Raw genomic sequence first — 25,972 nt, 5'->3', positions numbered from 1 at the left:
CCTATTTATTTCCTTATATTTGGTGGCGCAGAACGATACTCAACTGGTGTTTTACTAAATGTAATTGGATTTGCTACAGATTTAACACCATCAACATCAACTATTGGTGAAAGGCCAAGGGATGCGGCAAGATCAAAAGCCTCTTTAACATCATTTATTTCACCAGTTGGAATCTTTACAGCGGATAAAGAGGCAATCCATTGATGAGCATTTTTCTGGGAAAAGACCGCAGATAACTTCTCATTTAATGCCAACAAGTTTTCAACCCGTAATTGATTGGTAGTAAATCTGCCATCACTTAAAAGCTCTGGTGCAACCACCCCAGCAAATTTAACAAATTGCTGATCATTACCAACTGCCACAATAAACTTCTTATCCTTCGCGTCATATGATTGGTATGGCGCGATTGATGGATGCGCATTCCCCAAAGCTTTTGGTATTACTCCCCCTGAAATATAGGCGGATGCTTGGTTTACTAAGGCTGATAATGTGGAGGAGAGCAGATTTAACTCAACCTTTTGACCAACACCTTGTTCATCTCTTGCCCGAAGGGCAGCCAAGATCCCAACCACTGCATGTAATCCTGTAATAACATCAACTAGGGCAACACCAACCTTTGTTGGATTTTTTTCATCGTTACCAGTAATACTCATCAAACCACTCATCCCCTGCAATAAAAGGTCATAGCCAGGAAGAGTGGCAGCTTTATCTGATGTGCCAAAACCTGAGATTGAGCAGTAAATTAACTTTGGGTTGTTACTTATTAGTTTGCTGTAACCAAGGTTGTATCTTTCCATTCCACCTGGTCCAAAGTTTTCCACCACAACATCAGCGCTTGCAATTAACTCCAACGCTGCCTGTTGATCAGTTGCCTTAGATAGGTCCAGCTCCAAACCCTCTTTGTTGCGATTTACCGATAGAAAATAGGTTGCATTACCTGCCGCATCAAAGGGTGGTCCCCAATTTCGGGTGTCATCTCCTACACCTGGACGCTCCACTTTAATAACCTGTGCGCCTAAATCTGCCAACAACATAGTTGCATATGGACCTGCTAAAACTCTAGAAAAATCTGCGATCTTAATCCCAGCTAATGGTGGCTTCACCTGCTGCCCAACCAATCACTAAACACATTTAACAGTAGATCTACATCACTATTGGTAATGATTAATGGTGGCTTTATCTTTAGCACATTATTGTCTGGACCATCACAGGAGAGTAAAACTCCTTTGGAGAGTGCGTACTCCATCAGCTCTGCCACCTCTTTAGTTGCTGGAGTTTTCTCATCAACCATCATCTCCACACCGATAAATAAGCCACTGCCCCGCACATCAGCAATTATTGGGTGATCTTTAGCCAGAGATTTAACTCCTTCAGTTAAATACTTACCGATGTTTTTTGCATTTAATTGCAACTTTTGATCATAGACAACCTCAAGCACCGCCTGTCCAATTACCGCACTCACGGGATTACCACCAAAGGTGTTGAAGTACTCCATTCCGTTGTTAAATGCATTAGCAATCTGTGGAGTGGTGACGACAGCTGCCAATGGATGGCCATTTCCAAGTGGTTTACCCATAGTGACAATATCTGGCACTACATTATGCAATTCAAAGCCCCAGAACTTATCGCCGACTCTGCCTAAACCAATCTGCACCTCATCACTCACACAGACTCCACCATTTGCTCTAACTATTTCAAATGCTTTGGCTAAATAACCTGGAGGTAAAACCACTTGACCTGCAGTACTGACAATCGCTTCAGAAAAAAATGCTGACAACGGCTGTTTAAGAGATTTAATACTTTGTTTGAGATCATTTAAGTACTTTTCAGTGGCATTCTTGCCAGTAAATTCACCTCGAAATAAATCAGGTAGCTCCGCCACCGCCACATGTGATGGCGCTCCCGCCCCACCTTTTCCTAGAAACTTATATGGTGAAATCTCCACAACCGCCTGGGTATGTCCGTGATAACCATCTTTAAGTGCGACAACTCCCTTTGATTTTGTGGCAGCCCTAGCCAATCTGATTGCTAGATCATTTGCCTCACTACCACTATTTACAAAGAAAACTACAGAAAGTGGATCTGGCAGGCTGCTGGTTAGCGCCTTTCCATACTCGATAATGGATTGGTGTAGATATCTGGTATTTGTATTTAGGGTCGCCATTTGTGTGGCGGCCGCATCTACAACTCTAGGATTTCCATGACCTACATGGGCAACATTGTTCACCAGATCTAAATAGCCTTTTCCCTGCTCATCAAATAGATAAGCACCAGAGCCACTAATAATATTTATTGGTTTTTTAAAGTTAAGTGAAAGATTTTGTGAAACCACCACTCTGCGCTCACTTCTAATACTTGCAGGAGAGATCCGGGCATGTGCGTCGGTGCCAGATTGGATTCCCAGAATTAGATTTGGATTTAATGAGATTCCGCGCCATAAAGGAATCTCATCTTTAGGTGCTACCCCATGAATATCAATACCCATCCCGCACAGATCTGTGAGCAACTGAAAGTGAGTATGAGGTGGCCAACCCACATTCTCCTCCTCCGTACCCATGCGACCAATCAATTGACCAGCTTTAATCTCTTTACCAATCTGCCAACTAGGCATGGAATCAATTGAAAGGTGGCCATAAAGAGTCCAAAACGGAACTCCACTGCCAGTTTTATGTCGCAAAATAACAACTGGACCATAATCCAAATTGGTTGAGTTGTTATTAAATAATTCAATTACACCATCTAAGGGCGCAAACACCTCGGTTCCTGCTGGCATGCCAATATCAACACCTAGGTGAAAAGTTCTGGCATTGGTAGCTGCCGGATTAAATGCCTCACCTTGATAAACATTGCGATTTTCACAGTAATAACCAATAACCACATCTGCGCCTGATTTAGATTTCAACTCCTCCAAAGCCTGGGTAGAGCGAGGTATATCCTTGTTATCAAATGACCAATTCATATAAACAATCTTTAATTGGTCAAACGGCTTGCTCAATATATTTGTAGCAGTTTTTGTTAATAAATAATCACGAACTGCTTTCGCATTAGGATTTGCTTCAAGCCCGATCGCATTTCTTAGTCTGTACAATAGAAAATTACTGTCGGATTTATCCAACGCTATCAGGGTTCTTGGAGCATCACTTTGGCTAATGGACAGGTATTCATTATCAGGGTTATCACCTCGCTGCAGTGCTGCATTTGCCACACTGGCAGCCAGCCGGACCTTTACCAATTCAATGAATAGTAAAAGCTCATCATTAGATAAAGGATTTACGCTGTGATAACCGCGAACAAATTGCGCGATCTGCTTGCCTGGATCATCAGATTTCAACCCTACATAAGCGGCAGCGACCGCAGCGCCGACAACCTTTGGGGCATAAATCATGTCGCCAAAATCAATTAATGAGAGATTTTCACCATCTTCAATAATGTTGTAATCGTTACCATCATTATGAATTACCTGCATGGGTAATTTCTTCAGCTTGGGGAGCACTTTTTTCGCAAAGTTATTTAAAGTTTTCTCGACAACAACCCGACTTTGATTATCGGTGATTTTAGAACTCCAGGTGAGGAGCTTTTCTGCCTGCAACATATTCCAAATAAAATTAGCATTCAGTGATTTCCGCTCCGCTTTGGTTATGCTAATTTTTGATAAGTTTTTATCTACTGTGGCAATCAGCCGGCCAAGTTCTTCAATCTGTTCACCACTATGTTCAGAACTACTCCCCCAGGTTTTGCCTTGGTGGTAGGTAAGCAGCCGCGCGGCAGTATTTTTACTCGGGGTGACCAGTAATTTCTTCTTTTTAGTTGGAATTACTGCTGGCGACACTTTGATGGAGCTATCCTGTAAAAAGATAAGTACTTTGTTTTGCAGATTTAATCTAATCTTTAAGTCTGCATCAACCTTAGGATAAATCTTTAAAACATACGCTTTTTTACCACCAATCTTAAAATTTATATCTCGCTCACTTGGAAGTGGTGATAATTCACCCTTAACTCCCCAATTCTTGGCTAATAGAGAACTGGCATCTTTTATATCCACTTAATTCCCTATTTTCATTTTAGAATTTCCCAGTCGCAAGGATAAAATCAGCAAGTGCTGCATCTTGAACTCCCAAACCAACTGAGAAGTAGTAGATAACTTCCTTTTCATTTTCCCTACCTTTAATTTTTCCGGCATAAACTCCACCAATAGATTGGGCTTGTTTCCAGTTTCGATCAGATTTAGCAAGTGTACTAACCACTGAACCAGATTGTTCAGAAATTGTCTTAGCATCATCACCAAAAACCTTATCAGCCTTGGAAAGTGCTTCTACTGAGACCTCTGATCGCATTGGCGAAAATGAACCGATGGAAATACAGGTGGAACCCGGATTTAACAAAGATTTAATCACTGGCTCTGAAGCATTGGTGCAAACAAAAATCAAATCACATTCACTTACTCTATTTAGATCATTACTGATTTCAACATCAGATCCAAAGTTCGCTGGCTTTGTACTTTTTGAAATACCAATGATTTTTTCAGGGTTGAAAATACTTTTTGCTGCCTCAATATGTGCTTTCCCCTGATGACCCACTCCGATTACAGCAATCTTTTTAATTGGATTCGACAATGCGATAGCCGCAGCCATACTTGCGCAGACTGTCCGCCATTTTGTCACTGCCTCACCATCTAGAAATAACTTAAGCGAGCCCGAAGTTGCATCAAGTATTGCAACCGTAGTTTGAACTACTGGAATATCTCGAGCAGAGTTACCTGGTACTACAGTTCCAAATTTAACAATGGTAGGTCCATTCTCTGAAGCTCGAGCAATGTAGGAAAATTGCGCATTATCATTTTGAGACAAGATAGCTCTAGGCCCCATCATTGCTTTGTTTGAATATAAGTTTACGAATACTTGGCGTTGATTATCTATAATTTTTTCATAGCTGCACAAAGCATTGATCTCTTCGGCAGTAACAAAAGGGGTTTGTAGATGTGCCATGACCCTTAGTGTAGATAGGAATTGACTTAATCACGAGATGCAAATGGTCACACTTACAAACCTGGGTTAAACTGATGATATGAGATCCGGCTTTATGTTCTTTTGGGGAATTCTAGTTTCCGCCTACATGATCATTTCTTATCGCAACAAAGTACGTGCGGATAAGAACCTTGCAAAAGTAAATTGGGATACTTATAAGTTGAAACTAAGCATGAGCTGGTGGACAGGATTTCTTTGGGCTTCAGTAATTTTTACTATCTATTACCTAATAATTTCTGCAGGACTTACCGACTAATTAATTCTCGTTCCATCTTGGACTACTGCTTTTTGGTGGGTAAATTTCATCTTTAATTAAAACTATTCCTGGAGTCTTACTTGTGGATCGTTTACGTAAAGCATCAGCAAGGGTTTTTAGATTACTTTCAATAAACTCAATTCCAAATGATTGGGCGAGTATTTGCCAATTAGGATTAAACAAATTTACGCCTCTTTCTGGATGATTCATTACTTTTTGATCAAATCGAAGCATCCCATATCCACCATCATCATGTAGCAGAATTGTTAATGGCAATTTTTCCTGTGACACTGTTGCTAGTTCACCTAATGCAAATGCAATTCCACCATCTCCGCATACAACTAATGTTGAGATTCCTGCCGCAGCCGGTCCTAAACTTGCAGGGAGTGCAAAACCTAAAGTTCCCCAACCAACTGGGTATGCAATTTGCCGTACTCTTTTACTTTGAAGATAAACACCAGTCCAATAACCAGAAATTGCCATATCACATACGATGTAATTTTCACTTGGCCAACTTTTCTCAATCGCAGTTACCAAGGCCATTCCTGCTCGACCTTTTTCACTTTGAGCAATTCGTTGCCTGCCTTCGGCAGTGATATTTGAAACATCAATCCACTGATCTCGAGCGGGCAACGATGTTAAAGCTTCACAAGCCTTTGCTAAATTTGCAGTTCGTACTACTAAATCAGCTTTTATGTTTCGGAGCGCAACATCTGGATATGCATCAAAAATTATAATCTTTTTTGGAAAATTTATACTCCAATTTTTAGTATTCATTCCATCAAGTTGGGATCCAAAAACTAGTAAGGCTTCACATTCGGTCAAAACTACTTCCGCCTCCTTTTCGTGAATCGGTAAGGTGAAGTAGTTTTTGCTTGAGCCTCCCACTCCTCTTCCTGCAAAGGAGGTAAAAATTGGTGCATTTAGGTGATCGGATAATTTTGTAATTTCATTACTTACACCTTGTGCCCCACCACCTGCCCATATTCCAATTTTGCTAACACCCTCCAACATTTTCTTTATCAATTCTTGATTTATTGCAAGATTTTTTTCTTGATTGATAAAATCTAAACAACTCTTACTTGGTGTCGGAATTTGCCCAGTAAATTCCTGATTCAAAATATCTGATGGAATGCCGATATACCCTGCACCGGTTGGTGCTTGCGCTAGGAATTCCATAAAATCCACGACTGTTGAGATTGCTTCAATTGCTGTAGTTGCATTTTTCGCCAACACTAATTCTTTGCCACTGATGGACACTCGTTTAGCAAGTGGTGCAAAGATTGCACTTTGATCCCGCATCTCATGCAAAATTCCCCTTGTGCCCTCTTTTGATCGAATTTTTATTGGAGCCTCAGATGAAATCAACAACAATTGTGATCCAGAGGTTGCTGCTTCACCAAATGCACCTAATGTATTTGCCGCACCAGGTCCGGTAGTAGTTATTGCAACAGATAACGTTCCAGTAGCTCTTGCTAGACCATCGGCTGCATAGACGCAGCTCTGTTCATGCCTGACACTTATGATCTCTGGTCTGTCCTTGGATAATGCGTTCCAAAAACCTAGATTATGAACTCCAGGAATTCCAAATGCCTTAGTGACGCCCTTTCTAGCAAGTAAATCTAAAATGACCGCTGCTACGGTGCGCACAGAGCCTTCCATGTTCAAACAATATCGGCATTTTCCAATTTTGCTTATCTGGTAGAGAATACACTCATGTTTGAATCAACCAATCCCACAAATTCATCTGAAGTGATTGCAACTGTTCCTGAAGCAACAGCTGCTGAAATCTTGACAGTTTTGCGTAAGGCAAAATTAGCGCAAAAGGGTTGGGCGAAACTGCCAGCACCAACTCGTGGTCGAATCATTGCAAATGTTGGAAGGTTAGTTGAAAAAAATAAAGAGGAACTGGCCAAATTAATCACCAAAGAAATGGGCAAGGTTTACACCGAAGCATTAGGTGAGGTGCAGGAGGTTGTTGATACCTGCGACTTCTTTTTAGGTGAAGGTCGGCGCCTCTATGGCCAGACTGTGCCAAGTGAAATGCAAAATAAGAACCTTTTCACTTTCAGAATGCCAGTTGGAAATGTTTTTGTTATAACCGCTGGAAATTTTCCAACCGCTGTTCCTTCTTGGTATATCGTGCCGGCGCTTTTGGCCGGTAATACCGTGGTGTGGAAACCATCAGAGTTCACACCAGCTGTGGCAAATGCCTTAACATCAATCTTTCATGCTGGTGGAGTTCCGCAAGATGTTTTAATCACTGTGGTGGCAGATGGCACTCAAACATTTGCGGCTTTGGATTCTGGATTGAAAGAAGGAGTAATCAATAAGGTTGGCTTTACTGGATCAACGGCAGTTGGTAGAAAAATTGGTGCTAAAGCTGGCGAGTACATTCAAAGTGCATGTCTTGAGCTTGGTGGAAAAAATCCGATGGTTGTAATGCCAGATGCAAATATTGATCTTGCGTTAGATGGTGCATTATTTGCTGGCTTTGGTACTGCCGGTCAGCGCTGTACTTCACTGGGCACACTTTGGATTCATGAATCGATTTACGACAATGTGCTCTCAAAATTTGCTTCATTAGTGGAAAACGCAGCAGTTGGTGATCCATTTAAGGATGTTTTGTTTGGTCCAATGATTAGCCAAAAATATCTAGATAACCACTTAGCTCACTTGAAGATGATTCAAAGCCATCACAAAGTATTGGGATCCACCTCAACTGGTCGTATTACCGCAAGCAATCCTCGAAAAGGTTTTGTTGGCGATCCAGATAAAGGTGTGTTTGCCCATCCAGTTATTGTTGCTGGAATAACAAAAAACGATGAGCTTTATGCAACTGAAACTTTTGGTCCGCTAGTTACTGTTGGAAAATTCTCAACATTGGATGAAGCGATAGATCTTGCAAATGGCCACGGATATGGACTTTCCTCAGCTATCTATACCAATGATCCTCAAAATGTTTGGCGCTTTAGAGAAGGTATTTCCGCCGGTATGGTCTCGATCAATAACTCAACCTCTGGGGCAGAGGCACACCTTCCATTTGGTGGTAATGGTTTGAGCGGTAATGGCTCACGACAAAGCGGAATTTGGGTCTTAGATCAATTCACAAGATGGCAATCAATGAACTGGGACTGGTCAAACAAATTACAGAAAGCACAGATGGATCTGATTGAGATCAAGCATGACCCAGATTTTGTTCTTAAAATTTAAAAATGTCCTTACCTGCCCAAGTTGATGTAGTCATTATTGGTGGCGGCGTGATGGGCACATCGGCCGCATTTCATTTAGCCGAAGCTGGCGTTCGAGTAGCTCTTTGTGAAAAAAATGATTTAGCAAGTGGCTCTACCTCCAAAGCAGCAGGTGGCGTGAGGGCAAATTTCTCAGATGAGTTTAATGTCGCTTTAGGAGCAAGATCTTTAGAGCTGTTTGCAGATTTTAAAAATAGACCAGGGTATGAAATCGATCTACATCGACCGGGATATTTGTTTGCACTTACAACTCAAAAAGATGTTGATCTTTTTGAAAAATCTACCAAGATTCATAAACAATTTAATGTTGCATCAAGGATGCTTACACCGAATGAAGCAGGCAAACTTTCTCCGCTACTAAGTACCTCTGACCTTCTAGCTGCGTCATTCACGCCAAATGATGGTCACTGCACACCCGAATCCGTAGTACTTGGCTACGCAAGCGGAGCAAGAAAGTTGGGGGCAGATGTGATTACAAATGTTGAAGTAACTGGAATCCATACCCACGGAGGTGAGATAACTTCAGTGAGTACATCCCTGGGCGAAATTAAAACAAGTGCAGTAATAAATTGTGCTGGTGTCTGGTCCCCAAAACTTGCATCGATGGTGGGCTTAGATCTGCCAGTAACACCTTACAAACGTGAATTAGTAATTACAGAGCCTTTAGATGATTCTTTCTCGGATTTACCAAAGGAGATGCCAATGACAATTGACTACTCCTCTTCACTGTATTGGCACCGCGAGGGTAAAGGCTTACTGATGGGATTCTCTGACAAAACAACCCAGCCAAGCTTTGATCTAAAGAAGGATCCACAATTTTTAGAAAAACTTGGCGCGATTGCTAGTACGAGGGCGCCAAGACTTATGAATGTCGGAATTGGTAAAGGTTGGGCCGGACTTTATGAGGTAACACCAGATCACAATGCGATACTAGGTGAGTATAAAAAAGTTTCTAGATTTTTCTATGCCACAGGTTTTAGCGGTCATGGCTTCTTGCAAGGACCTGCGATAGGTGAGATTCTGCGAGATCTTTATCTAGGCAAGCAACCGTTTGTTAAAATAGATCAACTTAGTGCAGATCGATTCCTCACCTCCGGTCAATTGAGGCCCGAGTACAACATTGTTTAAATGACATTTATCACCAAAAAGATAGTTATTACGGTAAAAAGTTTCAACTTGAGAAATGCGCTCGGTAGACTTTGAACATGAGCAAACCAGCCGCTTCTCCAATTCATCCACTCGTATTAATGCAGGTTGAATCGCGACTAACTGAGGAACAAAAAGCGATTCAAACAGTTGTGAGAGATTTTGCCGCGAAAGAGTTAAAACCAAATATCGCAGCCTGGTATGAAGAGGGACAACTTCCTGCCCGTGACTTAGCTAAAGCACTAGGCGGTATTGGAGTTCTTGGTATGCACCTTAAAAATTATGGCTGCGCAGGTACAGATGCGATGTCCTATGGACTCGCTTGCCTGGAATTGGAAGCGGTTGATTCTGGACTTAGATCTTTAGTTTCTGTACAAGGTTCACTTGCAATGTTTGCGATTTATAAATTTGGAAGTGAATCCCAAAAGCAAGAGTGGCTACCAAAAATGGCAAAAGGTGAGGCGGTTGGATGCTTTGGCTTAACAGAGGCAGATCACGGTTCAAATCCTTCAGGAATGACAACCTTTGCAAAGAAGGATGGCTCTGACTGGATAATTAATGGTTCAAAAATGTGGATTACTAATGGCAGCGTTGCAGATGTAGCCATTATTTGGGCACAAACTGATGAAGGTATTCGCGGCTTCTGTGTTCCAACTAAAACAGCAGGAATAGTTATAAATCCAATTAAACATAAGCTCTCACTTAGAGCCTCAGTAACATCAGAACTGGTATTCAACGATATGCGCGTTCCGGATTCTTATCGTTTGCCAGAGGCAACTAGTTTAAGAGCGCCACTTTTATGTTTGGCCGAGGCGAGATATGGAATTATTTTTGGCACAGTTGGTGCGGCTCGTGATTGTTTTGAGGTTTCTCTCGCCTATGCCACTACCCGCGAGCAATTTGATGGTCCGATTTCAAAGCATCAACTAACTCAAGCAAAATTTGCAGATATGGCGACAAAAATCACCACCTCTATGCTTCTTGCCTATCACCTGGCAGATTTAAAGGATTCAGACAAAATACAACCTGAACAAATCAGCATGGGTAAGTTTCATAATGTTAACGCTGCACTAGAAATTGCAAGAAGTGCTCGATCAATTCTTGGCGGTGCAGGAATCACCTCTGAATACTCAGTGTTTAGACACATGAGTAACCTTGAAACAGTGCTTACCTATGAAGGAACTCATGAGATTCATATGCTGGTATTAGGGCAAGCATTAACCGGTATTGCAGCTTTTAGATAAGTAGTTTTCCTAAATCTTTTTGCATCAAATCTATGACTCTGCCCGGTTTATGAAGCTGATCAATTAACAGGTACCCGCGTTTTCCATAAAAATTCTTCTCGCCTTCAGTCCACAGGTAAATGTGTTTAACTCCGTAAGCAAGAATTCTTTTCTCCATTAATTCTAAGACCGTGCTACCGACACCCGTGCCTCTTAAATCTTCACGAACAATAAAAGCTGCAATCCAAGGTTTAAACTGTCGATACTCCTCAATATCATCAAAATCGCATATTGCTATTGATGCCACTACCTCTTCGATTCCATCATTGGTGCGAATTGCCATAAACAACAACTCTTGATCAGAGCCATCGGGATTGAATTTACTATAATCAGAATTCATGGCGTTTTTGTAGAAATTTCGCCAATCGTCAGCGGAGAACTCTGATTTACCCTCTCCCCATAATTTTAGACTCCAGTCCAAAGGCTGGTCGGCATACTCTTTTGCGAGCGATACTGGAATGAGTTTTATTTGGTGTTGCATTAAGAATTGAGCAAGTTCAATGCTTGCTTGATAATTTCAGGTCGATAATTTTGAACAAGTGAAATGTGCCCATGGCCAGGTACAAAATTAAGCTTAGCGCCAGGTATATGTTTTGCTAGCCAATTGCTATGTTCTCTTGGCACCATAAAATCATCATCACCCTGCCAAATCAAAGTTGGTTTGTTAATTTCGCTTAATTTAAATCCAAATGATTGAACAAAGGCTAAATCATCATCTGACCAACCGTAATAACTTACCGATAAGGCTCTTCTAAACACAGCCGCCTCTTCATCAGCTACCTCATGTGTTAAGGCTTTTTTATCAGCCTCTCCAATTAATCCGCCCAATGCACTTATTAATGCTGCACCGGTAACAGTTTTTAAATCATGTGCATTTTCAATCATCCACTCTTCAATACTTTTCTCACCAGCTAAAGCGGCGCCAAACTCGTCGTGATTTTCCGGTCCCATGCCATTGAGAAAATCTAAATCTTCATTTCCCCACTCACCTACACCTGCAAGAGTTATCGCACCCATATTTCTAGATTCCCGTGTCATGTTTAGAGCATGCGGTCCGCCACCTGACCACCCAATTGAGACAAATTTCTTAATTCCTAAATGATCTAGTAATTCAGATTGATCATCGATATCTGCTGCCACATTTCGCCCGCGCCTTCTATCACTATGGCCATAGCCTGGACGACTAGCCGCTATTGCTTTGACTTCATTTATCCCTTCAACCCAAGAACTCCATGCAGTGCAATCTCCAGGTGTCCCGTGATGAAACAGAATTGCTTTATCGCTTTTAACAGTATTGCTTATGTAATCAAGGGCTCTGCCATCCTTGAGTTTCAAGGTTGTGTTAGCCAACTAAATCACCACACATTTTTTCAAACGCATTTGTATGCGAATCGACATCTGCGATTGTGGTGTCCGGTGAAATTAACGCCATATTGTGAAATGGTGTGATTAGAAAACCATCATTAAGCATTCTTAAGTGAATAAATTGCTCCAATTCAAAATCTCCGCTGTCAGCTGCCTGCCTGCCAGTTATTGGCGCGGAGGCGGCAAACATGTATTCAGCCCTTGCACCAAGGCGATTAACGGTCCACCCAAGTTGATATTTATTAATTGTTTTTTCAACACCATCTGCCCATCGGTTTCCAAGTTTGATCATCCTTTCAAAATTTTCTTTAGTTAAAACTTTACTTAACGTTGCCTTCATGGCAGCTAGGGATAGCGCGTTGGCGGCCAAAGTTCCACCAATTCCACCAGTATCAATCACCTCGAGTTCAACTAGTTTGCTTATTGCGGTAGCAATACTCGCCTTCATGCCAAAGGCACCAGTTGGAAATCCGCCTCCAATCGCTTTACCAATTGTCAAAAAATCTGGTTCAAGGCCAAGTTCAGCGGTCATTCCTCCCGGGCCAACTGAAATTGTGTGTGTTTCATCAACTATTAACATCGCGCCATATTGATTAGCTAATTTTTCGACCCCTTTTAAATATCCATCCTGTGGCAAAACTATTCCAACGTTGGTCATTGCCGGTTCCATTAAAATAGCCGCCACATCATCTTTTTCCAATGCCTTTTTCATTGCACTTAAATCATTAAATGCCACAACTCGAGTGGTTTGATCCAGTGCAACTGGAGCCCCAATATTTCCCTCTCGGGCTACCGTTTTTCCCTTTTTGTCTAAAGTTGCAAAAGTTTCATCCACACTTCCGTGATAACACCTGTCGATAATAATTATCTTTGATTTACCAGTAATCAATCTTGAGTATCGAATTACATGACGATTTGCATCAGTGGCTGAAACCGTAAACTGCCAAAGTGGTAAATTAAAACGAGTGGCAAGTTCAGCAGAAACAATTGCTGCGTCCTTACTTGGGAGCATCACCGACAACCCTCTTCCCACCTGCTCCCTAATTGCAGTGATGGTGGCTTCTGGTGAGTGTCCAGTCATTGACCCAGTGTCGCCCAAACAGAAATCTATATAGGTATTGCCATCTACATCAACAAACCCAGCACCTTTAGCCTCTTCAACAAATATTGGATAAGCACCTGGCCACTTTGACATCCAGGACATGGGCACGCCACCTGGCATTGATTCCTTCGCTTTTTCAAACAACTCACCGCTTTTTGGATGAGAGGTAATAAACCTTTCATCCTCTATTTTGCGTAAGGTGGCCAGCCTTGTGCGATCAATCATGGTTAAAACTTACTATCTTGCAATTTATAAACCCACTTACATGACTGGAAGCGCGGCTAATGCAGCCTCAAAATCCTTATCATTGAGAACAGAGTCAACCATATTGCCATTTAGGAAGGCGTCATACGCTGCTAAGTCGAAATGTCCATGACCACAAAGTGCGGTCAAGATTACTTTTTCCTCACCAGTTTCTTTTGCCTTTAATGCTTCAGCAATCGCAACTGCAATTGCATGTGTTGGCTCAGGAGCTGGAACGATTCCTTCAGTTCGTGCAAATTGCATCGCAGCTGCAAAGCACTCTTTTTGTCCAACGCTTTGAGCGGTCATCATTCCTAATTCATAAATATGAGAGATTAGCGGTGCCATACCGTGATAACGAAGCCCACCAGCATGAATTGGATCTGGAATAAAATCATGACCAAGCGTGTGCATCTTCATTAGTGGCGTCATGCCAGCAGTATCGCCAAAGTCATATGCATACTTGCCGCGAGTAAGTGATGGGCAAGATGCTGGCTCTACGGCCCGAATCTCTGGATTCATTTTGCCTTTGAGTTTTTCGCGAATAAATGGGAATGAAAGGCCGGCAAAGTTAGATCCACCGCCAGTGCAGCCAACTAGCAAATCTGGTGTTTCGCCAACCTTTGCTAATTGCTTTAGTGCTTCCTCGCCAATGATTGTTTGATGCATCAATACGTGGTTTAAGACTGAGCCAAGTGCATAAGCAACAGTTGGATCTGTCACTGCTGCTTCAACCGCCTCAGAGATTGCAATGCCAAGTGAACCAGATTTATTTTTTGGATCTAAGGATAATTTTCTACCAGCCTCAGTTAATTGAGAGGGTGAACGATGGACCTTTGCACCAAATACCTCCATCATTAATCTGCGATAAGGCTTAGCATCGTATGAACCACCAACTTGCCAAACCTCGCACTCCATATCAAAAAGTGCGCAAGCAAATGCCAGGGCAGTTCCCCATTGACCAGCTCCGGTTTCAGTAGTGATCTTCTTTATGCCAGCTTTCTTGTTGTAGTAAGCCTGCGGCACTGAAGTATTAGTTTTGTGAGAACCGGCTGGTGATACACCCTCATATTTATAGTAAAGGCGAGCTGGCGTATCTAGTAATTTTTCTAATCGACGCGCTCTAAATAGTGGCGATGGACGCCAGGTGCGATACACATCTAGCACCTCACCTGGAATATCAATATAAGAATCTGTTGAAACCTCTTGCAAAATTAAATCCATTGGAAATAGCGGAGCTAAATCTGCTGGTCCTACTGGTTGATGAGTACCTGGATGTAGCGGCGGTGGTGGTGGTGATGGTAGATCTGGAATTATGTTGTACCACTGGGTGGGCATTTCACTTTCATCCAATGTAATTTTGGTGAAACTCTTTGCATCTTTACTCAATCCCATAATTCCTCCAACTCGATACCGAGAAGGCTAGGGTCAATTCTTTGCAAATTGCAATAGCGAATAGGCAAGTTTTTCGTTATGAAATGCCCGAGACTTCCAAAATACCCTTACTTCTATGGCGACTACAACATTCAGATAAGATCTAGAGATGAATGATGCAATAACCCTTTCGGCCCTAACCTTTGGCGCACAAGCTTTCGTTACCCTATTTGTGATTTTGGATCCACCGGGTGCGGCCCCAATATTTTTAGGATTGGCCTCTGGAAAATCGATTAAGCAACAACGGCGCCTTGCATGGCAGGCAGCCGCAGTATCACTTTTTGTGATCGTTTCTTTTGCTTTATTTGGTAACGCAATTCTGGATTACCTAAATATCTCCTTGGCAGCACTACAGGGTGCGGGTGGTATTTTGTTGTTAATTACTGGTCTGGGATTACTGACTGGATCCATTACCGACAGCAACTCTCCAACTACTCAAAATATTGCATTAGTTCCACTTGGCACACCACTGCTTGCCGGTCCAGGAGCCATTGTGACCACAATGCTTTATGTTCAAAAAGCTGATGGAAATGATCAACTGACCGCCTTAGCTTTGGCAATTATTTCAGTGCACTTCATAATTGGATTGACCTTTATGTTTTCCACCAAAATTCTGGCGGTCATTAAAGATTCAGGTGTTGATCTGTTGGCAAGAATTGCTGGCTTACTACTCTCTGCCATCGCAGTAGAGATGATTGTTAGCTCCATCAAAGCTTTTTTCAATATCTGAAGTAAGTCATAACCAATGTCAGGTCTGGCTAGTATCTTTTAGCAATGGCCCCACTACTGCAAGAAACCACATTTGTAGTGGTTGATTTAGAAACTACTGGTGCCTCTCCCAAAAAAGGCGCGGCTATTACCGAGATCGGCGCAGTCAAAGTTAAGGGTGGTGAGGTTATTGGCGAGTTTAAAACCTTTGTAAATCCACTCGCACCAATACCTGATTACATAACCGAGATGACTGGAATTACCGATTTAATGCTGGCACATGCGCCGGTAATTGATGAAGTTTTTCCCACCTTCTTAGAGTTTGTGGGAAGCCATAATGAATCTGTATTGGTTGCCCACAACGCACCTTTTGATTTAAGTTTTCTCAAAAGCGCAGCCAAAGAGTTGGATTACCCCTGGCCAAAGTACAAATCCATAGACACTGTGACTGTTGCTAGGCAAGTTCTCACCAAAGAAGATGTGCCAGATTGTAAATTGGGAACACTTGCACAGTTCTTCGGCACAAAAACTGAGCCAAATCATCGGGCGCTAGATGATGCCAAAGCCACAGTTGAGGTGTTGCATGGCTTGCTTGAAAGACTTGGTTCACTTGACATCACTACTTTAGAAGCATTGCTAGATTTCGCTAAAACTGCAGCCCACATTCAGCGGCAAAATTACTGGGGTATGCGTTCTACCTAGCAGAGACTATTTCATTTGATAATTGAACCCACCTCTTTAGTACTGATTGCGCAGCACCCGAATCAATGGCTTTGTTTGCTAACACAAAACCATTGGCAATCTGGGTAGAAAGTGGCAAATTAAAATCTCCTTTAAAAGCTGCAATGGCAAATGCTGCATTTAGAGTTACCGCATCTCGCATCGGGCCAGATTCACCTGCAAATATTTGGTTGGTGATCTTGGCATTGTATTTTGCATCCCCGCCTGCAAGATCGGAAATTGCGGCCCCTGCTATACCCAATTCGGTTGGATCAAATATCTCTTGGCTTAACTTTCCATTGCTAATTTGAATAACTGTTGTCGTACTCGACAGGGACACCTCATCTAATCCATCATCGCCTCGAAATACAAACCCTTCTTTGCCCTGCTCAAGTAATACTTGCGCCATGAGTGGTAGCAATTGCGCTCTAGCCACTCCAATTGCAGCAGCAACTGGTTTTGCTGGATTTGCTAAAGGTCCTAAAATATTAAAAACAGTTGGCACGCCCAACTCTTTACGAGCAACAACTGCATGTTTCATCGATGAATGGAATACTGGCGCAAAACAAAAGCCGATTCCAATCTTATGTACAGTTTGTTCAACCTCTTTGCCGGTCAAATCTATCTTTACACCCAGCGCTTCCAGCAGATCAGCGGAGCCAGATTTGGAGGAGGCGGCCCTGTTGCCATGCTTTACCACCCGAGCACCTGCGGCATTTGTAATAATGGCGGCAGTTGTTGAAATATTGATTGTGTTTGCACCATCACCACCAGTACCAACTGTGTCCACCGCCCGCTCCGTAATGCTTATAGGCGCGGCGTACTTATACATTTGATCAACTAGCGCCCTAACCTCACTGGCACTTTCACCCTTTGCTTTAAGGCCCGATAGAAACTGTTTGATCTGAGTATTTTCTGCCACACCTTCAAGAATTTGCGACATCGCCCAGGTGATTTGCTCAACAGATAAATCTTTTTTTTCTGCTAATGAATTTAGTACCAGATCCCAATTCATTATTACTACTTAATTAATTTGCGAGCGCAGCGGAGCTTTTCAACAGCTGAGCACACTTGCCTGCAATGGTAAAGGGATCAATTGGGTGGGTAACAACCGCTTCAGCTTTTGACCAAGTTGCCAACCATTTGTCTTGCTCTCGGCCGGTGATTAACAAAACCGGTGGGCAGTTGAAAACCTCATCCTTTAATTGCCGACCAACTCCCATGCCACCCTCTGGGACCGCTTCGCCATCTAATATAAACAGGTCTACCTGCTTTTTATTATCTACATAAAGTCGAAGTGCATCTGCGGTGGCAAACTCTTTAATCTCATGAACGGAAAGTGCGGGATCTAATTGTTTTCCCAGGGCGGCAATGACCGTTTGTCGAACCGATGAATCATCGGAGTAAAGGGCTATAACTAACCTTTGCATGGTGGTAATCCTAGCGATGGGGATGCAAATGAGTTTTTCATCCGGTATCTGCCTTCGACACCTTCCTGGGTGATCAGTTTCACCAAATAGTAGGGCTGCTCCCCCATACTTAGATGCGGCATTAACCGCGATTTAGCGGAATAATCTCCCCCATGACCACCCTTGCCACACCATCAGTAAAGACAAATCGTCCAAACCTGGTTGCTGTTGGCACCATTGTCTGGCTCTCCTCAGAATTAATGTTTTTTGCCGCACTCTTTGCCATGTACTTCACCACCCGTGCGGTGCAAGGACCAAAGGTTTGGCTGGAGTCGACTGAGTTATTAAATATTCCATTTGCAGCTACCAACACCACAGTTTTAGTTTTGTCATCAGTGACCTGTCAGTACGGCGTCTTTGCCGCTGAGAGGTTTCAAGCTCGGCGCAGTGGCTCAATTTGGCAATTTAGCCGGTGGGGAATGCGGGAGTGGTTTGCCTTAACATTTTTAATGGGTGCATTTTTTATTGCCGGCCAGGTTTATGAGTATGCGATGTTGGTGAGTGAAAATCTCTCACTCTCTTCTAGCGCATACGGCTCTGTGTTTTATATGACCACCGGATTTCATGGTCTGCATGTGACTGGCGGTTTGATCGCATTCCTGATTGTTTTAATTAGAGTATTTAGAGCGCAAAAATTTGGTCACTCGCAAGCAACCACAGCGATTGTGGTCTCCTACTACTGGCACTTCGTAGATATTGTGTGGATCGCACTTTTCTCTGCGATCTACCTGATTAAATAATCATGAAATTTATTTCCAAGTATCGCCGGCATAAGTTTGCCACCCCTGTGCTGCTGTTAATTGCTCTTTCTGCACTCGGCTTTACTTTTTCTGCCGCAACTGCCGCACCTAATCAAAGCGCAGCAGCTGCCTCCGCCAGATCGACATTAATTGAGGAGGGTAAGGAGATCTTCCTTAAAGGATGTTCTTCATGTCACGGCCTAAATGGCGAAGGTGGAGCGGTAGCGCCATCTTTAATTGGTGTTGGCGCAGCCTCTGTAGATTTTCAAGTAGCAACTGGTCGAATGCCGATGCAGGATATGAGTCAACAAGCCATGAGAAAAGCGCCGGTTTACAACGATGAGGAGGTTGCAGCTCTTGCCGCCTACGTTGCTTCGTTAGCACCAGGACCTCGTGCCTACACAAATGAAGAGATTGAGTGGGAGCGAGATGGTAACACTGCCGAGGGTGGAGAGTTATTTAGAAATAACTGCGCGATGTGTCATAACTTCGCTGGCCAAGGTGGCGCATTAACCCAAGGAAAGTACGCACCAACTGTGATGGGGGTAAAGGCTAGACATATATATGAAGCGATGATTACCGGCCCACAAGCAATGCCAGTTTTTAATGACAAGATTATTACCCCAGAAGAGAAGCTTTCAATTATTAAGTGGATCAAATCAGCCGAAGCCGAGCCAGCTTTAGGTGGTGCATCACTTGGTCGAGTTGGACCAGTTACTGAAGGGTTGTTGGTTTGGACTTTAGGTCTTGGATTATTAATTGGTATCGCCGTGTGGCTGACTGCAAAGGCAAGGTAGAAAAATGTCTAATGAGTTAGAGCCACTAGCAGATCCAGGATTGCCTGAGCACATTCATCGCAGGGCTGATACCGATCCGATCGCTGCAAAACGTGCTGAGCGCCAAGTTGCAGTTTTATTCTCACTTTCTGCTGTTGGAACTTTATTGTTTTTTTACTCATTCTTTTTTATCAAAGAGGATTTATTTATTTTTATACCGGTGATGGGCAATACCAACGCCCAACAATTAGGGATTGGCCTCGGTGTTGCATTTGGATTGTTATTTATTGGTTTTGGCGCAGTCCATTGGGCAAAGACTTTGATGCCAGATCAAGAGGTGATTGCTCAACGCCACACTATGCGTTCAGCAGAGGAAGATAGATCTGAGTTTGTTAAAGCTGTAAAGGTTGGCGCCGAAGAGGCAGGTTTAGGAAGAAGGCCATTAATCAAGCGCTCACTATTTGCAGCCCTTGGTTTAGCGGGTCTACCTGCGGTGGTGATGCTGCGAGATTTAGGACCACTTCCTGGTAACTCTCTAAATGAAACTAGTTGGAAAACCGGAACGAGATTGGTGACAGATCCAGGTGACAGACCAATTAAAGCTAGTGATCTTGAAGTTGGTGGTGTTGCCCAAGTTATGCCAGAGATTGCCCCAGGAAAAGAGCGTCACTTAGAGGATATTGCAAAGGATGCGGTGTTGTTAATTAGATTACGGCCATCTGAGTTTCAATTAGATGCAGAACGGCTTTCTTGGACTCATGAGGGCATCATCGCCTTCTCCAAGATTTGCTCACACATGGGATGCGCAGTTGCTTTATATGAACAAACCACCAAACATTTACTCTGCCCATGCCATCAATCAACATTTGATGTGACCCGTGCCGCAAAGGTTATCTTTGGTCCATCAGCTAGACCTCTGCCACAATTGGCCATTACCGTCGATGCAGATGGATATTTGATTGCGAAACAACCATTTACGGAAGCGGTTGGACCTAGCTTCTGGGAGAGAAAATCATGACCGCACGTGAGCGAATTGCCGGCAATGTAGCAAATTACGTTGATGAGCGAACTGGTGCTGCCGCTTGGATGAAGAAAAATCTGCAAAAAGTTTTTCCTGACCACTGGTCCTTTATGTTGGGTGAAATCGCTCTCTACTCATTTGTGATTTTATTGCTCTCTGGAACCTTTTTAACTTTTTGGTTTGACCCATCAATGCGGCATGTGGTTTATGAAGGAAGTTATCAACCATTAAAAGATGTTGAGATGAGCGCGGCATACGCCTCCACTTTGCACATCTCATTTGATGTTAGGGGTGGCCTATTAATGCGCCAGATTCATCACTGGGCTGCACTTATTTTTATGGCAGCGATAGTGGCTCACTTGATGCGAGTTTTCTTTACCGGTGCTTTCCGTAAACCTCGTGAGTTTAACTGGATTTTAGGAATTGGCTTATTAACTCTTGGAATAGTTGAAGGATTCCTTGGCTACTCACTACCTGATGATTTGTTATCTGGAACTGGAATAAGAATCGCGCATGCGATAATTCAGTCAATTCCAGTAGTTGGAACCTATCTTTCATTCTTCGCCTTTGGCGGTGCATTCCCAGGTGAGATATTTATTCCGCGGATATACATAGTGCATGTGCTGCTTTTGCCTGGAATTTTCTTGGCATTAATTACGGTGCACTTGATGTTAGTTTGGTATCAGAAGCACACTCAGTATCCAGGTCCTGGGAGAACTGAGAAAAATGTTGTGGGATATCCGCTAATGCCGGTGTACATGGCAAAAGCTGGTGGATTCTTCTTTATCGTTTTCGGAATTACTGCCTTCTTGGGAGCAGTGGCATCAATTAACCCGGTTTGGTTATTTGGCCCTTACACCCCAGCGCAGATCTCTGCGGGTTCGCAACCAGATTGGTATATGGGTTGGTTAGACGGCCTAGTTCGAATGGCTCCTCCAATAGAAACTTACATATTTGGGCACACTATTTCTTGGAATATTTTGATTCCAGGTTTAATTATTCCCGGAATTATCTTTACTGGAATGGCGCTCTATCCATTTATTGAAAGTTGGATGACTGGTGATAAGGGTGAGCATCATTTGCTAGATCGCCCAAGAAATGTCCCAAACCGAACCGCGCTTGGGGTAATGTCATTGACATTTATGTTAGTCACCTTAATTAATGGTGGAAATGACATAATCGCTACCCAATTTGATCTGACTATTAATCAGATCATGTGGTTTTCACGAATTGGCGTAATTGTTCTGCCACCACTTGCATTTGTGATTACAAAACGCATCTGCCTATCACTACAACGTCGTGATCGTGAGTTGGTACTTCACGGCAAGGAGACTGGCCGTTTAGTTATGTTGCCTCATGGTGAGTTTATTGAGGTTCATGAGGAGTTATCTGCTGGCAAGAAATACTCCCTTACACAACATGTCCAACCACAAGCGATTGCCTTGGTAACTGAGGATAGGCAAGGGGTATTAAATCCCAAAGGTATTAGGGCAAAGATCCAAGCCAGATTAAGCAAAGCCAACGCAGAAAATATTGCAAAGCCAACCGCCACTGAGCTCAAAGAGCTTGAGAGTGGGCATCACTAAGTATTAAAACTTAAGTGCTGAGCAAGAGGGCTTCGGTCCAGCATTGGTATTGCCATACCTATGTTGTGTAATTGAAACACTCTGTTCAAGGAACCAACGAACTATCTCAATATCACCTCGCAAAGTGATTGGGCGGCGATCACATGAGATGCCATTTTTCATAAGTTCATACACCGGAGGGATCTCTGCTGATAACCACCTGACTCGATCAAACTCCTTAGCATGCTGAGCAAACTCTTCAACGCTTTCTACCACCAGATTAGGCAATCGAGGAATCAAAGAATCACTACTTAATCTTGTAATTACTCCCAAATCATTCTTAAGCCAACTAAGAAAATCCAACTCATCTTTACTGGTCCCGCTTTCTATTCTGATCAAGAAGCCTTGTTTATACTGGCGATATCTTTGAAGATTTTGTTCGACGTTAAGGCTGGTGTGATCAATTGCCAATCCCCCCACTGATTTAAGCCATTTATTTGCCGCCTCTTTCATTGGTAAAAAGTGTTTCATCTGGTTCCAATTGCGCAATGTGGCAACATAATTTGCACCCCCAGCTTTAGCAGTTGCCCCGACTGAACTTTTCTTCCAACCACCAAATGGTTGTCGATTTACAACCGCCCCGGTTACGCCCCGATTAACATAAAGATTCCCAGCCTCAACATTTTCTATCCAGTACTCACACTCAGCGGCATCTAAAGATTGAATTCCAGCAGTCAATCCATAATCTGTGGCATTGTGCCAAATTACTGAAGTTTGTAAATCTGGTGAAACCATAATTCCAAGCACAGGTCCAAACCACTCATTAAGGTGGGACCAAGAGCCAGCTTTGATGTTAGTTTTCACACCCGGTGACCAAAGCAGACCCGCCTCATCTAATTGTTCTGGTTTTAGCAGCCACTGCTCCCCTTCATCTAATTGAGTTAGTGCTCGCTGCAATCCGGCTTCGGCATTTTTTATTATGGGACCAACCGTAGTTGAGTAGCTATATCCCGCCCCAACTTTTAATGATCTCACCGCATCAATTAACTGCTTAATAAAATTTGGGTTTTGATAGATACTTTTATCAACTATTGCCAAGGATGCTGCAGAACATTTCTGGCCTGCATGTCCAAAAGCAGACTGCACAAGATCCTTCACCGCAACATCTATGTCACAACAGGCAGTTAGAACCATTGAATTTTTACCACTTGTCTCTGCTAGTAGATTTAATTCATTTCTCCAAGAAGAAAATAATAAAGCGGTGCTATATCCGCCAGTTAAGATGACTGCGCTAACCCCATCATTGGTGATCAAAGACTGACCAACCTCGTTATCTTCAGTTGAAACAAATTGCAGCACATTTTTTGGCACTCCTGCTTTCCATAATTGATTTACTAAGTGCCAAGAGGTGGCAACTGTTTCAGGGGCTGACTTGAAAATCACTGAATTGCCAGCAGCCAGCGCCGCACAGATCCCACCGGTAGGAATTGCATAAGGAAAATTCCAAGGCGGCACAACTACTACCACCCCAACTGGTGAAGATTCGCGTTCTAAATCTAATGAGATGGCTGATAAAGCGTAGTAGTTGGCAAAATCAATAGCTTCAGACACCTCAGGATCCGCCTCTGAAACTGTTTTGCCTGCATCGCGGGTCATGATCGCAATAGTTTTTTCCTGTTCAGCATAAGCAATCTTGGAGAATTTCTTTAAAACCTCAGCTCGCTTCAGCGCACCTAATTCATTCCAATCTTTAAAAGATTTATTTGCAACCTTAATCGCTGCATCAATATCAGTCGATTTTGCTACGCAATACTTGTACCAAACCTTGCCATTATCGCCGGGATCATTACCCTCAATCAGGTTTCGATCAAAAATCTCTTTGCCATCAATCACAATCGGAATATTTTCAATTGATCGCTTTAAAACTGAACCAATCTCTTTATCTAATTTGGAGAGAAAATCTAGATTGGTAATATCAGCGTTTGGCGCATTCTCAAACTGATCTGTAATCACAAAATCATTACTTTGATGGCGAATACTTTGGGTTGAGATCTGATGGCGTTCAGTTGCACTGGTTAAAAATCGTTTCGATTGCTCGGTGAATATCTCTGGATCGCTTCCAATTTCAAATGAGGAGCGGAGATAATTTTCAATCGCGGTATTTTCATCTAAACGACGAACCAAATAAGCAACAGCGGAGGCAAAATCATCTCCTCTAGTGACTGGTGCATAGAGCAAAATGCGCATTGAACGCTTAGCGATTGCCAGTGCCTCTGGATTTGCCATTCCCTCAAGCATCTCGAGATCTAACTGCTCCATTACATTTCGAGCCTTTGCAATCTCTAGCGCAAATGCAATATGAAAAAGATTATGACTGGCAACCCCAATTCTTACCGCTTTGGCATGCTCTGGTCGCAGTGCAGTATCAAGCAATCTTGAGTAAGAGGCATCAACATCTGCCTTTGATTTATATGGCGCTGCCACCCAGCCATGTAACTCAGCTTCAGCTTTCTCCATCGCTAAATTAGCGCCCTTTACTAATCTAATTTTTATTACACCACCTGATTGTGTATTGCGCTGTAATGCCCACTCGACCAGCTCTGCAAAAACCTCATGAGATTCTGGTAAATAGGCCTGTAAAACTAAGCCAGCATATAAATCCTTGAACTCACCCTCACTTAACACCAACTTGAAAGCATCTACAGTCAAACGTAGATCTCTAAACTCCTCCATATCTAAATTGACAAAAGTTTTAGAGGATATTGAGGTTCGATATATCAGGCGCAATTTTTCACAAACTCGCTCTAAAGTTCCTTCGCGATCTAATGCAATTATCTGACTAGCTACGGATGAGAGTTTGACTGATACATAATCAACCTCACTTCGCTGCATCATCTGTACCACTCGCTCAAATCTTTCATTAGCCTCAGCCTCACCCAATACCGCCTCACCCAATACATTTATATTTAATCTGATGCCTTTTTTACCCCGTTTTTTAATTTGCCGTGCTAGCTGTTTGCTCTCTGCTGGCAGAATAATTCCCTTTGATAAAAGTTTTACCTGGGTGTGTACCGCAAAAAGCACTGGCCTTGGCAGCACCCTAGAAACCAATGCAATTAGTTTTAAGCCAAAGGTGTTAAGTAATCCAAATCCGGCGATTGAAGCATCCTTTGCAGCATTTCTTAAAATCCGCACTGAATCTTTGGCTGAAGAAATTCGCATGACTTCATCAGTTAATGAGACCGTCACGGAAATAGCTTTTGGATCCTTAAATAATCGGGTGAATCTCTTTCTGTTTGCTCTGTCATAACGCTTTAAATTTGGAGCAGACTCAGCTATTAATGTCCGAGCAGTTTCAACTGCAGCTATCGCTAACCTGTCGATTTGAGGATCTGTGGTAATGGGTTTACTCATCCCTGCATTAATCCTTTTAACTTCACCAATGTCTTCGCCATTGCTTTTGGTACCCAATCTCCGGAGTCAGAGACCCACCACTTAGACCGTGCTTGGCGGCCATCCCAACTCTCACAGACAACGGTTGTATTGGCATCAATCTCAGTTAACTCATAACGCCAAACATTATGCAACAGATGTCGCCATGCAATCACTTTGCCTTCTTGAAATTCAATTACTTGGTTTTTAATAAAATAGGGCACTCCAAGCTTCATCTTCATGCCAAATTTAGCGCCAAGATAAAGCTGAGCAGGCCCCATTAAAGTTCCTTTAACCATTCCTGAGCCATCCATAAGTGGATGATTTGCCGGAATTGAAATAAAATCAAAGATTTTTTTGGCTGGTGCGTTGATTTCAATTTGTGCTTTAAAGAAAAGCGGGACGCCAGTATCTACTATCTGCGCTCTTTCTTTCAT

22 protein-coding genes are annotated in these 25,972 nt (G+C 42.8%); 10 read left to right on the top strand and 12 right to left on the bottom strand.

Going from position 1 to position 25,972, the window contains the following annotated elements; translation table 11 throughout:
• Positions 1-5 precede the first annotated feature (5 nt).
• The 3 genes from B1s21160_RS02785 to B1s21160_RS02775 are packed head-to-tail and all read right to left on the bottom strand — an operon-like array spanning position 6 to position 4,985.
• Positions 6-1,103, bottom strand: a complete 1,098-nt coding sequence (locus tag B1s21160_RS02785; RefSeq protein WP_095672342.1) for a CaiB/BaiF CoA transferase family protein — start codon at positions 1,101-1,103, stop codon at positions 6-8.
• Positions 1,100-4,042 (bottom strand): aminotransferase class III-fold pyridoxal phosphate-dependent enzyme, encoded by a 2,943-nt coding sequence (locus B1s21160_RS02780; protein WP_095672341.1) that lies wholly within the window; start codon positions 4,040-4,042, stop codon positions 1,100-1,102. Before B1s21160_RS02780 ends, B1s21160_RS02785 begins: the two co-directional genes overlap by 4 nt.
• Before the next feature lie 19 nt (positions 4,043-4,061).
• Positions 4,062-4,985, bottom strand: coding sequence for an ornithine cyclodeaminase family protein (locus tag B1s21160_RS02775; protein WP_095672340.1), 924 nt, complete (start codon positions 4,983-4,985; stop codon positions 4,062-4,064).
• Positions 4,986-5,064: 79 nt separating this feature from the next.
• Here B1s21160_RS02775 and B1s21160_RS02770 point away from each other — a divergent pair, with 79 nt between their 5' ends.
• On the top strand, positions 5,065-5,280 hold the full coding sequence (locus B1s21160_RS02770) for a hypothetical protein (protein WP_095672339.1): 216 nt from the start codon (positions 5,065-5,067) through the stop codon (positions 5,278-5,280).
• Here B1s21160_RS02770 and B1s21160_RS02765 read toward each other — a convergent pair whose 3' ends face one another.
• Entirely contained in the window at positions 5,281-6,942 is a 1,662-nt protein-coding gene (locus tag B1s21160_RS02765) for a thiamine pyrophosphate-binding protein (protein ID WP_095672338.1), read from the bottom strand.
• Between the two features lie 54 nt (positions 6,943-6,996).
• Between B1s21160_RS02765 and B1s21160_RS02760 the strand changes: the two genes are divergently transcribed.
• The 3 genes from B1s21160_RS02760 to B1s21160_RS02750 all read left to right on the top strand — a co-directional run bounded on the left by B1s21160_RS02760 (position 6,997) and on the right by B1s21160_RS02750 (position 10,921).
• Positions 6,997-8,493: an aldehyde dehydrogenase family protein gene (locus B1s21160_RS02760; protein WP_095672337.1), complete on the top strand. Its 1,497-nt coding sequence runs from the start codon at positions 6,997-6,999 to the stop codon at positions 8,491-8,493.
• Positions 8,494-8,495: 2 nt separating this feature from the next.
• Complete coding sequence (locus B1s21160_RS02755; protein ID WP_095672336.1) at positions 8,496-9,659, top strand: NAD(P)/FAD-dependent oxidoreductase; 1,164 nt, start codon at positions 8,496-8,498, stop codon at positions 9,657-9,659.
• 77 nt (positions 9,660-9,736) lie between these two features.
• Positions 9,737-10,921 (top strand): acyl-CoA dehydrogenase family protein, encoded by a 1,185-nt coding sequence (locus tag B1s21160_RS02750; protein ID WP_095672335.1) that lies wholly within the window; start codon positions 9,737-9,739, stop codon positions 10,919-10,921.
• On the opposite strand, the gene B1s21160_RS02745 is transcribed toward B1s21160_RS02750, so the two are convergent.
• Genes B1s21160_RS02745 through B1s21160_RS02730 form a run of 4 tightly spaced genes read right to left on the bottom strand, consistent with a single transcriptional unit; the run spans position 10,914 to position 15,065 of the window.
• A complete protein-coding gene (locus B1s21160_RS02745) occupies positions 10,914-11,441 on the bottom strand; it encodes a GNAT family N-acetyltransferase (protein ID WP_095672334.1) in 528 nt (175 codons plus the stop codon). The genes B1s21160_RS02750 and B1s21160_RS02745 overlap by 8 nt on opposite strands.
• Entirely contained in the window at positions 11,441-12,310 is an 870-nt protein-coding gene (locus tag B1s21160_RS02740) for an alpha/beta fold hydrolase (RefSeq protein WP_095672333.1), read from the bottom strand. The genes B1s21160_RS02745 and B1s21160_RS02740 overlap by 1 nt, the downstream gene beginning before the upstream one ends.
• Complete coding sequence (locus B1s21160_RS02735; protein WP_095672332.1) at positions 12,303-13,652, bottom strand: transaminase; 1,350 nt, start codon at positions 13,650-13,652, stop codon at positions 12,303-12,305. Before B1s21160_RS02735 ends, B1s21160_RS02740 begins: the two co-directional genes overlap by 8 nt.
• Before the next feature lie 36 nt (positions 13,653-13,688).
• Positions 13,689-15,065, bottom strand: a complete 1,377-nt coding sequence (locus B1s21160_RS02730; RefSeq protein ID WP_095672331.1) for a TrpB-like pyridoxal phosphate-dependent enzyme — start codon at positions 15,063-15,065, stop codon at positions 13,689-13,691.
• Between the two features lie 148 nt (positions 15,066-15,213).
• Here B1s21160_RS02730 and B1s21160_RS02725 point away from each other — a divergent pair, with 148 nt between their 5' ends.
• Positions 15,214-15,834 carry a MarC family protein gene (locus tag B1s21160_RS02725; RefSeq protein WP_095672330.1) on the top strand — a complete coding sequence of 207 codons (621 nt, stop codon included), beginning with the start codon at positions 15,214-15,216 and terminating at the stop codon, positions 15,832-15,834.
• 44 nt (positions 15,835-15,878) lie between these two features.
• Positions 15,879-16,514: an exonuclease domain-containing protein gene (locus B1s21160_RS02720; protein ID WP_095672329.1), complete on the top strand. Its 636-nt coding sequence runs from the start codon at positions 15,879-15,881 to the stop codon at positions 16,512-16,514.
• Here B1s21160_RS02720 and trpD read toward each other — a convergent pair.
• The gene (trpD, locus tag B1s21160_RS02715) at positions 16,507-17,547 is read right to left on the bottom strand and encodes an anthranilate phosphoribosyltransferase (protein WP_095672328.1); all 1,041 of its coding nucleotides are present in this window, start codon (positions 17,545-17,547) and stop codon (positions 16,507-16,509) included. The genes B1s21160_RS02720 and trpD overlap by 8 nt on opposite strands.
• Before the next feature lie 13 nt (positions 17,548-17,560).
• Entirely contained in the window at positions 17,561-17,962 is a 402-nt protein-coding gene (locus tag B1s21160_RS02710; RefSeq protein WP_095672327.1) for a response regulator transcription factor, read from the bottom strand.
• Between the two features lie 152 nt (positions 17,963-18,114).
• Here B1s21160_RS02710 and ctaE point away from each other — a divergent pair, with 152 nt between their 5' ends.
• From ctaE to qcrB, 4 genes are read left to right on the top strand one after another with little or no spacing between them, the layout of a single operon-like run.
• Entirely contained in the window at positions 18,115-18,741 is a 627-nt protein-coding gene (gene ctaE, locus B1s21160_RS02705; protein WP_095672326.1) for an aa3-type cytochrome oxidase subunit III, read from the top strand.
• A 2-nt stretch (positions 18,742-18,743) separates the two neighbouring features.
• Positions 18,744-19,538 carry a cytochrome bc1 complex diheme cytochrome c subunit gene (qcrC, locus tag B1s21160_RS02700; protein WP_095672325.1) on the top strand — a complete coding sequence of 265 codons (795 nt, stop codon included), beginning with the start codon at positions 18,744-18,746 and terminating at the stop codon, positions 19,536-19,538.
• Positions 19,539-19,542: 4 nt separating this feature from the next.
• Positions 19,543-20,535, top strand: a complete 993-nt coding sequence (gene qcrA / locus B1s21160_RS02695) for a cytochrome bc1 complex Rieske iron-sulfur subunit (RefSeq protein WP_095672324.1) — start codon at positions 19,543-19,545, stop codon at positions 20,533-20,535.
• On the top strand, positions 20,532-22,124 hold the full coding sequence (gene qcrB, locus B1s21160_RS02690) for a cytochrome bc1 complex cytochrome b subunit (RefSeq protein WP_095672323.1): 1,593 nt from the start codon (positions 20,532-20,534) through the stop codon (positions 22,122-22,124). The genes qcrA and qcrB overlap by 4 nt, the downstream gene beginning before the upstream one ends.
• 3 nt (positions 22,125-22,127) lie before the next feature.
• Here qcrB and B1s21160_RS02685 read toward each other — a convergent pair whose 3' ends face one another.
• Positions 22,128-25,517: a proline dehydrogenase family protein gene (locus B1s21160_RS02685; protein ID WP_095672322.1), complete on the bottom strand. Its 3,390-nt coding sequence runs from the start codon at positions 25,515-25,517 to the stop codon at positions 22,128-22,130.
• On the bottom strand, positions 25,514-25,972 hold the full coding sequence (locus B1s21160_RS02680) for an SRPBCC family protein (protein ID WP_095672321.1): 459 nt from the start codon (positions 25,970-25,972) through the stop codon (positions 25,514-25,516). Before B1s21160_RS02680 ends, B1s21160_RS02685 begins: the two co-directional genes overlap by 4 nt.

This window comes from Candidatus Nanopelagicus hibericus (assembly GCF_002288005.1).
GTDB lineage: Bacteria > Actinomycetota > Actinomycetes > Nanopelagicales > Nanopelagicaceae > Nanopelagicus > Nanopelagicus hibericus.
The sequence above is the reverse complement of the archived record's forward strand: the minus strand, read 5'-3'. Positions and strand labels throughout refer to the sequence as shown.